Origin of the sequence: Paenibacillus sp. RU5M, from assembly GCF_900221055.1 — a bacterium.
Lineage (GTDB): Bacteria > Bacillota > Bacilli > Paenibacillales > Paenibacillaceae > Paenibacillus > Paenibacillus marchantiae.
Window position 1 is genome coordinate 82917 of sequence record NZ_OBQM01000015.1, and the last position, 10738, is coordinate 93654.

General features: G+C 36.7%; 8 protein-coding genes and 1 pseudogene. 6 read left to right on the forward strand and 3 right to left on the reverse strand.

The annotated features are described in order from the left end of the window. Positions 1-280: 280 nt before the first annotated feature. Positions 281-463, reverse strand: coding sequence for a hypothetical protein (locus tag CRO25_RS33120; RefSeq protein ID WP_143806612.1), 183 nt, complete (start codon positions 461-463; stop codon positions 281-283). 723 nt (positions 464-1186) lie between these two features. Here CRO25_RS33120 and CRO25_RS29235 point away from each other — a divergent pair. Beyond that, on the forward strand, positions 1187-2218 hold the full coding sequence (locus CRO25_RS29235; protein ID WP_079697374.1) for a hypothetical protein: 1032 nt from the start codon (positions 1187-1189) through the stop codon (positions 2216-2218). 175 nt (positions 2219-2393) lie between these two features. On the opposite strand, the gene CRO25_RS29240 is transcribed toward CRO25_RS29235, so the two are convergent. Together CRO25_RS29240 and CRO25_RS29245 are read right to left on the reverse strand one after the other, a co-directional pair. Further along, on the reverse strand, positions 2394-2639 hold the full coding sequence (locus tag CRO25_RS29240; protein WP_079697375.1) for an acyl carrier protein: 246 nt from the start codon (positions 2637-2639) through the stop codon (positions 2394-2396). Beyond that, positions 2636-3439, reverse strand: a complete 804-nt coding sequence (locus CRO25_RS29245) for a helix-turn-helix domain-containing protein (protein WP_079697376.1) — start codon at positions 3437-3439, stop codon at positions 2636-2638. The genes CRO25_RS29240 and CRO25_RS29245 overlap by 4 nt, the downstream gene beginning before the upstream one ends. A 337-nt stretch (positions 3440-3776) precedes the next feature. Here CRO25_RS29245 and CRO25_RS29250 point away from each other — a divergent pair, with 337 nt between their 5' ends. The 5 genes and pseudogenes from CRO25_RS29250 (at position 3777) to CRO25_RS29270 (ending at position 10723) form a co-directional block, all read left to right on the forward strand. Next, positions 3777-8225, forward strand: coding sequence for a non-ribosomal peptide synthetase (locus CRO25_RS29250; RefSeq protein WP_179132294.1), 4449 nt, complete (start codon positions 3777-3779; stop codon positions 8223-8225). 30 nt (positions 8226-8255) lie between these two features. Continuing rightward, entirely contained in the window at positions 8256-9725 is a 1470-nt protein-coding gene (locus tag CRO25_RS29255) for a serine hydrolase (RefSeq protein WP_079697378.1), read from the forward strand. A 100-nt stretch (positions 9726-9825) separates the two neighbouring features. Further along, complete coding sequence (locus CRO25_RS34345; protein WP_079697379.1) at positions 9826-10110, forward strand: TauD/TfdA family dioxygenase; 285 nt, start codon at positions 9826-9828, stop codon at positions 10108-10110. Next, positions 10101-10310 (forward strand): annotated as a pseudogene (locus CRO25_RS34350) (TauD/TfdA family dioxygenase); the annotation flags it as partial. The gene CRO25_RS34345 and the pseudogene CRO25_RS34350, both read left to right, overlap by 10 nt. A gap of 38 nt (positions 10311-10348) precedes the next feature. Next, positions 10349-10723, forward strand: a complete 375-nt coding sequence (locus CRO25_RS29270; protein WP_372829566.1) for a TauD/TfdA family dioxygenase — start codon at positions 10349-10351, stop codon at positions 10721-10723. Positions 10724-10738 lie beyond the last annotated feature (15 nt).

The window sequence follows — 10738 nt, forward strand, 5'->3', positions numbered from 1 at the left end:
ACGACCTTATTTTTTTATTATTACCTAATCCCTTGTACATTCAACCGTTTAATCCAGGTCATATATTGCGAGCACCTTTTTCCGGTATTCCAAGTGTTCCTGAATTTGGCTTAACGATTGGAGTGAAGCTGAGGGATCGCCCTCAAGGCTAAACTTCCCCAGATTATTATTGATATGCCTGTAGTCCCTCAGTTAACAGTCAGTTTGGTTGTGCCATTGAGCCCTACTAGTTCGATGATGTTGAGTTCGCTCAAGTCGGCTGAAACTTCTTCAGATTTCTTCAGAATCTGGAGAGTAGTATAGGCATCGTTCCATCGTCAAAGTGGGTCATTCGGTGATCCCGCTTCATAACATCATCCACGGTTGTGCCTACATCTATAAGATCTGACATCACAGACAGATCGTCAAAGTTGTTGAATACTACAGAGTTCGCCGAAAGGTTATCGACGCGATAAATCGTCACTTTATTTTACTAACTCGCCAGTTCGGCATCATCAGGATTATCGGTCGATTCTGCACCGTACAGACCCCATAAGACCACGCTTCCTGCAATGATTACAACGGCAAGGGCAGAAAACATCACCACGTTTTTTCTGGATTTCAACACCGTTTCAATTCCTTTCTAAATCAGGATAATCGAATACTATAACCGCAGATCCTTCTGGTTGTATTCTCGCGTAGGGCCTTCCTGCTTAAGATACACCTTGCTGGGCTTTTGGAGAAACAGATTAAGCAACTTGAAGATGTGAACAAGAGGAGGGAATTCTGAATGAACATAACGCCAAAAAAAGGGCCAGGTTCATAAACGTAATCGTTAGCTTATAGCTTTGTCTTGAGATAAATACGATGGTCAGGATCGGAGGAACCAGAACCATGAGGACTCAGAGCCCGATACTTACAAAATAGGCGATCTGTTTCTTTAATGAAGTAAAGAATTATTTTAGTTTAATGTCTTGCTATGGTAATTTAACATGTATGCTATGTTTTTTTATTGGCTTTCATTATCGTGTTGCTTGCTTAAATTTGAAGATTCTCCCTAGCTACAGAAAATATATTTTGATTATTTGTGAAAGCCTTTTCATTTACAAATGAATTCTGGTATGATAGAAATGGAAATTGGAAGAAAGAATTTTTTTGTAAGTAAACTCTTAGAATTAACTGTTATGATTAGGAGAGAAAGATAAGGATGCTAACAGAAAAAGAACTACCGATTAAATATCCTATGATTACCTCACTTCCTGCGTTTGCAAACATGACTGCCATTCTTTGTACTCATGAAGATGTTTTTTTTCCGTGGTTGTGTCATAATCATGTGCAGTTAGTAGCATGGGAGACTCCAGAGGTTTACATACAATTTTATACTCCTGTTTTTAGAGAACACTATAGATTATTTGTACTGCACCACTATCATAAGAACGTTTTGGTAAAGTGGTGTGATAATATAACACAGTTTATTATTGATGCAATTGATGAAGAAAATTATGTGTATTTAAGCATAGATCAATACTACATTGCAGCCTATGATAATTTTAGAAGAGTGCATACGCCACATGATATGCTGATATATGGATATAACAAAGAAAACCAAATGTTTTACGTAGCTGATTTTTTTAATTCTAAATATTCCTTCTCGAAAGCATCTTTTAATAGCGTTAACGGAGCATTTTTAAGTCCTCATTCTGAGGGGGAATGGTTCAAAGGGGTTCAGCTTTTGCAATTCAATGAACGAAAAAGTGAATTCAAGTTTGATCTAGCTTATCTGATTAAACAGTTGCATGAATATTTGCATGAAAAAAAATCCTCTAACGATTATAAGTTGATTGAAGAACCTGGAAAAGATACGGATGCTTGGGGAATAGGGGTTTATCGTTTTTTAAGAAAACATATTACAGAAAATGCTTTATTTGAATTTAGTCTGATTAGATCTCTCCATTTGCTCTTTGACCATAAAGAAGTGATGTTAAGGAGTTTGGTTTTTCTCGATGAAAAAAAATATATTACCAGATTTGATTTTCATGAAAAGGCTTACGGAGAAATTAAACAGCTATGCTTAATTCTTAGGAATTTGTGTATAAAGCACAGTATTTCAGAAAAAACAAATCATATAAAAAATATAATTGAATTGATCGAAAAGATTGAGAACGAGGAACGGATTGCAGTACAGGAACTGTTATCAGATCTTGAGGAAGTAGAGAAAAACCTAGCTGAAGTAGATTAAATTAATCATTTTATAAAAAATTAAGAAAGGTGAACTCTGTCATTCAGAGATCACCTTTCTTAATTTTTAGTAAGTATAAGAAGTCATGTATTATTTGTTTTCCAGTGTGGATTTGTCTGAAGCGTTGCTAATTAGAGGCACAGGAAATTTCACCTGTTATTAAAGTGTTTAAAACTTATTTTAACTTCAATTGAATTATGTTAAGTATATTTGATAAAGTGTTAAAGTTCTCAAATAACAACTCTTCATCATTAAAAATGATATCAAAATGTTCTTCTAAAATTACAATCAGTCTTATCATTTTAATAGAACATACCCCTAAGTCATTTAAATTATCATGCATATCAATTTCTTTGATGTTAGTAACTTGCAGACACTGGGCGATATTTTTAATTACGATATCTTTTAGATCTTCGGTCAATGAGTTACACTCTCCCCTTCGTTGCAGTTCATGCGGATAAATCTCCGATATTCTGCTGGAGTAAAAGAAAAGTGTTTCTTAAAGATACTCGAAAACTGAGAATTTGAAATATACCCGATGGCAATAGTGAGTTCTTTGATATTCAAGTTGGATGTTTTTAGAAGATCACAGGCACGTTTCATCCGGACTTGTTGTAAGTACCTCATAGGTGATATATCAAATATTTTAGAGAAACTATTGCTTAAATAAACTGGATTGCAATAGATTAATTCAGCAAGTAATTGTAGCGTGAGTGGTTCTGCATAATGTTTACGGATATAACGATGTACCATAATCAAACGACTGTCAATTGTTCTTGTCTGTTCTTTTGTATTCGCATATAGAGATCGCCTACTAAAAGTCTCAATATTTGCACGAAGAAGGGTTTCAATTTGCTCTTCTGTTTCAGCAATGTACCGTCCAGCTAACGGCCCGCAAATTAATTTAGACAGTTTGTTTATGTTTCTCATTGTTTTAGAAGAAGCTTGGATGACCAAAGGATATTGATCAAGGTCAGAAAACGAATGGTTAAAAGTTATCTTGCGAATCTCTGCATAAGAAGAACCTAAGTTCTGCAGACTGAAATTTTTACCTACAAGTATGCTCATTTTATTTATAAGTAGCTCATTACCATCGTAAGATACGAAAGTCGAAGAAGGAACAATAATTGCGTAAGCCTGATGGTGTATAGAGGAACAAAATATTTCGGTCTTAGGAAAAATATTTTCTACACTATATGCAGAAACCGTAACAAACTTCATGCATGGTTACTCCTTTACAAGTTTAATAGACCTAAGATTGTAATCCGTAACATTTTTCAAACTACATGTACATAGTTCAGTGAAGAAATGAATATTAATTACAAATTTTAGAATCATATATAGATTAAAATAACATATCTTTAATTATGTATCCAATTTTACATAAAAGCAAAAAAAGCATTTTTTTTGAAAAAAGTTGGTTTATAATATCTCCTATAGAAGAAAAATGGGATTTATTATTCCATTATAATCAATTTTACGACAAATAACACCATTATCTGATTAAAATAACAACAAGTTTTAATTAACAATTGTATGTAAATAAGGGGTGTTTATATTGCTATATCCATTGTCTCATCCACAAAAAAGAGTATGGATCATAGAGAATATATATTCAAAGAGTTCTCTGTATAACTTAGGCGGCGCATTTTATTTCAAACAAGAAATGGATCTGACATTACTGAAAGATAGCATTAAGGAGCTGATTGATAACAATGCTAACTTGCGTATTCGTTTGAAACGGAGGTTTAATAACGTATATCAATATGTTGATGAAACTGAACATGAAGTCACCTTCATCGATTTTAGAGAGAGGCAGATCGATTCTGAAACGTGGTTTACCAATCACTTTAACGAACCTTTTGAATTGATTGAAAGTTCACTCTTTTGTTTTATCGTTTTCATTGATCAGTCTGGTAATGCCGGATGTTATTTTAAAGTGCATCATCTGATTGGCGATGGTTGGTCTGTGAAGCTCATCGCGGAGTCAGTCGTTGATATATATCAAAGCAAATTTTCTGGGAAAGAAGTTAAATCAGATCAGTTATTATTTACTGATTATCTACATAGGGAAGAAAAATACAAGAACTCTTCGAGATTTTTAAAGGACAAAACCTTTTGGACGAAACGTTTCGAAGATTTGACTAAGGTTGCTCAATCTAAAAGCAGCGAGAACACGCAAGCTCGTAGGTTAACAACGATCATTGATGCTAACCGTTCAAACAGCATTAGGAACTATATCCAAAATCAAGCTATAACAAATGCAGCATTTTTCACTGGTGTATTGTTTCTTCACTTGTCCAAGATGGATAAGACAGAGGAGCTCATATTGGGGACTCCTGTGTTTAATCGTTCTGGACGCAAGGAGAGGGCAAGCTTTGGGATGTATACCAGCACAATGCCCTTAAAAATGAACATTGATCCAGAAATTCAAGATTCGACATTTATGATTCAGGTCCACAAAGAACTAAATGATTGTTATTTTCATCAGAAATATCCTTACGATATTTTAATTGAAGATATTTTGCTCAAGCAACAAGGTAAGGATCAACTATTTCAACATTGTATCAATTACAGCAATGCAGCACTTCCTGAGCATTGTGACGGAATTGACATTAAAACGTTGGACTTTTTCTCCGGTCATCAGATTTATTCGCTTCAAGTTTTTGTTAAAGACTGGTACCAGGATGGGCATATCCGACTCGACTTTGAGTATAAGACGGACGACTATACAGACGCTCAGATTCAACACTTCTCATCTGTCTATCTATATTTGATAGAGCAGGTCATCATAGATAATGGGGCAAAGGTAAAAGATTTAAGAATTATGGAGCCAGAGCTTGAAAAAGAAATTATTCATCAATGGAATGATACTGAGGATCACCAGACAGAAGGAAATAGTATTGTTGAATTATTCTACAAGCAAGCGGCACTTCATCCAGAACGAATTGCGCTTGAGTACGGTGAGACCAGGTTAACATATGAGGAGCTTAATCTAAAATCCAATGCATTAGCACGTAACCTTTCCAGATTTGGCATTGGATCAGAGAAGGTTGTAGCTATTATCTCAGAGCATTCTCTGGAAGCTATTATAGCGATATGGGCTGTATTGAAAGCTGGAGCGGCATTTTTACCCATCGATCCTAAACTTCCTTCAAAAAGAAAAAGATATATGCTTGAGGATAGTAATGTTAGCGCTATCTTAACTAATTTAGGTGGAATTAATGAATGTAGTAATAATATCAATGTGATTGATATTTCTTTAGAAACAACATATGAGGGAACAACAACGAATAATTTAACGGTTATTCCAGCCAAAAACCAACTTGCTTACATTATATATACTTCTGGCTCAACGGGTATTCCTAAAGGAGTCATGGTAGAACATGGTGGATTGTTTAATTACACGACGTGGGCTTGCTCAACATATGTGGACGAAATTGAAGTGTTTCCGGTCTATTCGTCATTTTCTTTTGATTTAACTTTAACTTCGATTTTTACACCGTTAATTTGCGGAAGCAAAGCTATTATTTACAGTGAATCTGATAGTGGGTTTGTGTTGGATAAAGTCATAACGGATAACCAATCCACCGTAATTAAGCTTACTCCATCTCACCTAAGACTGCTGATTGAACATGGGCGATATGGAAATTCACTCAGAACGTTAATCGTTGGAGGGGAAGATTTAAAAGTACAGCTTGCCGAAAATGTGCTTGAAATGTTTGGTCGGGATATCAATATATTTAATGAATATGGGCCGACAGAGACTGTAGTGGGATGTATGATTTACCGATACGATAGTGCTTTGGTTAGAGGCGGATCCGTAAGTATTGGAAAACCTATACAAAACACTCAAATCTATATTCTGGATGGTGAGTTACAACCGGTTCCTTTGTATACAAAAGGTGAAATTTTTGTTTCGGGAGCTGGTGTTGCTAGGGGGTATTTAAATCAAGGTGATTTAACAAATGAAAAGTTTCTACCTAATCCATTCGTACTCGGTCAAAGGATGTATAAAACGGGGGATATAGGTTATTACGTCGAAGACGGAAACTTATTTTATGTAGGCCGGGCAGACGATCAAGTGAAAATTAATGGTTATCGGATCGAAGTGTTAGAAATTGAAAATATCATGTGTGGACTTGAAGGCGTTAAAGAAGCGGTAGTAACGAAACATTCATTATCCAATGGCTCAGATATGCTGATTGCACATTTGGAGTTGCTAGAATCCATTTCTACTAATCAGTTAAAGAGATCGTTATCGCTTCTCTTGCCAAGTTATATGATTCCTTCGCATTTTGAGATAATGGAACGTTTACCTGTCACGACCAATGGAAAGATAAATCGTTCACAACTACCAATGCCTAAGTTATCACAGGGTGTTGAGAATCGCAGTGGCCCATCTGAAATCGCAAAACAGGTATTGAGCGCATTGGAAGAAATCTTAAAAACAGAAAATATATCTCTGGATGACAATTTCTTTTTTATCGGAGGGGACTCCATCAAAGCCATACAAGTTTCCTCTCTGCTTAACACGCAAGGAATTGAATTGAAGGCCAAAGATATACTTTTATTTCCAATTGTTGGAGAGCATGCTGAGATGGCAGAGGAGCGTGTTACTGAACAAACAACTCAACCAGCCCAGTGTAAGGGAAGTATTCCTCCTGCGCCGATCAATCAATGGTTTCTTAAAGGCAGTATAAGCAACAAGGATTATTACTTGCAATCCGTCCATATCAATCTTAAGGAAGATATTTCTTACAACCAATTTTGCCATGCTATTTCTCAACTGGTTGATGTTCATGATTCTTTAAGAATTACGTTGGACAAAGAAACAATGCAGTTAAAATATCAAGATGTTTTTCCCTTGACATCCGTAATGAAATACATGGATCTGCGCTTAGAAGAAGAGGGAGATTATCTGGAAAGTATGATCAAATACGATAAGGAGATCAAAGAGAGTATTTCAATGGATTCACCCTCCTTATTTTATTGCGTGTATTACGATACTCCACATGGTATTAAGGTATCGTTCATTGCACATCATCTGATTGTAGACGGAATATCGTGGAGAATTCTACTGGAGGATCTGGATTCATTGATTAGGGAGGGGGAACAATCTCATATTTCTCGGATATCCAAAGGAAGCTCTTATCAAGAATGGGCTGGTAAACTATTGGAATACGCTGAGAGTCCTGCTGCCAGGAAAGATAGAGAGTATTGGAACAAAGTTGTTTCCCAAATTCACTATATAGATTTAAAAGATAAGCTACAGACCGAACGATCTCACTCACCAAGTGTTCAGGAACAAAGGATAGTTCAAGAAAGTATAACAAAACTCATTATGTCCACGGTGAACAAAAATCTGCAGACGACATCAAAAGATTTAATTGTTGCAGCTGTTGTTCTCAGCATATGGGAGCTAACGAAGGAGAGCAACATCTCTGTAATGCTGGAAGGCCATGGCAGGGAAATGTTCGATCATACGCTCGATATTAATCGTACAGTCGGATGGTTCACCAGTTTGTTTCCCGTTAACTTCTTTGTTGAATCGGGAGATTTAACAGATCAGATTATTGCTATTGCCAATGAACTGAACAGTATACCTCTCAATGGAATGGGTTACGGAATACATTATTATTTAAAAGATGTATCAGGGGTGGAAGAGAGAAGATTAGTCCGACTGAACTATCTTGGTGAGATGGACAATGGCCTTGCTGGTACGTGGTTTACACCCTCAGATACAAATACTAGCGCCGATGTTTGTCCCTACAATGATTTAAACTGTTTGCTGGACATCAATATTTATGTCATGAGTGGACAATTGTATATTCAAATCAACTATAAAGAAGATGATTTCTCTGTAAATACCATTCAACTATGGATGAATAAAATACAAAATAAACTAACAGAGATTTCTCTCATCCGTTCAGTTGTAAGCGACCCTATTGTAGATCTTACAGAACATAAATTAAACCAGGAGGACTTGGATGCATTATTTTCTTGATAAGCCAATAAAAAGAGAGAGGTTCTATATATGAAATTCCGTCGTATGTTTACCTTACTAATTCTAGTTGTATTTTTGAGTAATAACTATGTTGGGTATGCTGAATCCTTAACACATAATCTTGAAAAATCTATTGATATGTTTATTAATAGGGAAATGGAAAAATTGAAAATTCCTGGATTATCAGCTTCTATTGTTTTAGATAAGTTTGAATATAGTGCAGGTTATGGATTTCGTAGTTCCGGGAACAAAGCCGTTGATGAAAGGACGCTTTTTGAACTTGGTTCCAATTCCAAAGCTTTTACCGGGCTTGCATTACTCCACATGGTTAAACAGGGCAAGCTTAGCCTGGATGATAACGTAACAGCACATTTGCCTTGGTTCACGGCCGTTTTGGATGGCACCGAATCAGACATTAACATTCGGCAATTGTTACACCATACAAGCGGAATTCCTACTGATTCCATAACTCTAATCCCTGAAAGCAATGATGCTGATGCCTTGAAGCAAATGCTGATGGAAATGGTACCTGTACAACTTGTCAACAAGCCAGGGCAAATGTTCGAATACGCAACCTTGAATTACGATATTATCGGTCTCATTGTTGCAGAAGTTTCTGGGATGAGTTACGAAGAATACATGATAGAAAATATATTCAATCCGTTGGGATTATTGAATACTTTTCCTAAGGCACAAGTTCAGTCAGAGGAAAATATGGCTTCTGGACATAAGTTAGGTTTTTTCGGCGCAGCATCCTATGACGGACCATCCTATCGCGGGAATACGCCAGCTGGATACATTGTGTCCAATGCTGAGGATATGCGTCAGTGGATGAAGATCCAATTGGGGATGGTCAATGTACCTGGTTTTGGTGAAGTCATTTTGGAATCACACATGAAGGATAGCACTCTGGAGGGGATACAAGAAGGAGCGCCATATGCCGCTGGATGGGAGATTTATTCATTTGAAGGTGAGCAACTTGAACATTCAGGAGCAAATCCGGGATTTTCATCTTACATGTTATTGAATAAAGGGAAAAAAATAGGGGTAACCGTGATGGCCAACCTGAATTCAGAGGCTGTATTTTCAATAGCTATGGGAATTGAGCAAATTTTATTAGGGAACACGCCGACTCCATCCGAAGTAGATCTATTTCTAATATTAAATAATGTGATGAGAGTGCTTCTTGTATTGAGCTTGCTTGTGATCGCGCTGTCATTATTCTTCTGTTCTCGAATGTATAAGGACAAGCATAGATCTTTCCAAAAACCATCCTTGAATGCGGGAATTAAACTGACGTTGTTATCTGTTGGATATGCAATTTTCACTGTGGCCATCTACTTATCTCCTACTGTTTTATATCACGGGTATCCCTGGAGTTTCCTGAGCGTTTGGGCTCCTTCAAGCTTGGTTGTGGGTGCAATCTTCATGGTCGTAGCTGCAGGGGGATGTTTCCTTTGCGGGGGATATAGCATTCTATTTCCAAAAAGAAAAGATTAAGTTCTCGAAAAACTTATGAAATCAGGAGGTTTATCATTATGAGAAGCATTGGTAATTCCATATTAAATACACCGCAGGATCACTCTACACATATACTCCCATGGATAAAGAAATCAAACTGAATCAATGGGTTACAGAGAACAAGAAGGAATTAGAAGAGGTATTGCTACAAAGAGGAGGCGTTTTGTTTCGGAATTTCCCCAAGGCATCGATCTCAGAGTTTAGTGAAATCACGCAAATTTTCAGTTCAGAATTGTTAGAGTATAAGGAACGATCTACACCACGAACTGAGGTTCAGGATAATATCTATACTTCCACTGAATATCCTAAGGACCAGTGTATACCTATGCATAATGAAAGCTTTATTCAAAAGTATGGCCTATGAAGATATGGTTTTCTTGCCAGATCAATGCCGAGGTAGGTGGGGAAACTCCGATTGCAGACAGTAGAGAGTTATTGCAGAAGCTAGATGCATCCATTAAAAAACAATTTATCGAAAAGCAAGTAATGTGTGTAAGGAATTCGACGGTATCTTGGATTTGTCTTGGCAAAATGTTTTCTAGACAGAAAACCAAAAGATCGTAGAACAGTATTGCCAAAAAAATGGGATTGCATTCGAATGGATATCTAAAGATCATTTGCGGACGCGAACCGTTCGTGATTCAGTAGCCATTCACCCCCTCACTAAGGAAAAGGTCTGGTTCAATCAAGCTAATTTATTTCATGTCTCTAGTCTGCTTTTAGAGGCCAGAGAATGGCTTATAGAAGAACGGGGTTATGACAATCTTCCTCGCAATACGTATTTCGGAGATGGTAGCACAATTCCGGATTCTTTAATTGATGAAATCCAAGGACTGTACGAGGAAATCAGTATAGTCTTTCCATGGCAAGAGGGAGATGTCCTCATGTTGGACAATATGCTCATGGCGCACTGCAGAAAAACATTTAAGGGAGATAGAAAAATTGTCGTTGCGATGGCTGAACCCTATAACGTATAAATCCAGGACCTAATC

Excerpts from the sequence above, each read along its gene's own strand:
- CRO25_RS29235 (WP_079697374.1), top strand. The coding sequence starts at position 1,187 with ATGCTAACAGAAAAAGAACTACCGATTAAATATCCTATGATTACCTCA.
- CRO25_RS29245 (WP_079697376.1), bottom strand. The coding sequence starts at position 3,439 with ATGAAGTTTGTTACGGTTTCTGCATATAGTGTAGAAAATATTTTTCCT.
- CRO25_RS29255 (WP_079697378.1), top strand. The coding sequence starts at position 8,256 with ATGAAATTCCGTCGTATGTTTACCTTACTAATTCTAGTTGTATTTTTG.
- CRO25_RS34345 (WP_079697379.1), top strand. The coding sequence starts at position 9,826 with ATGGATAAAGAAATCAAACTGAATCAATGGGTTACAGAGAACAAGAAG.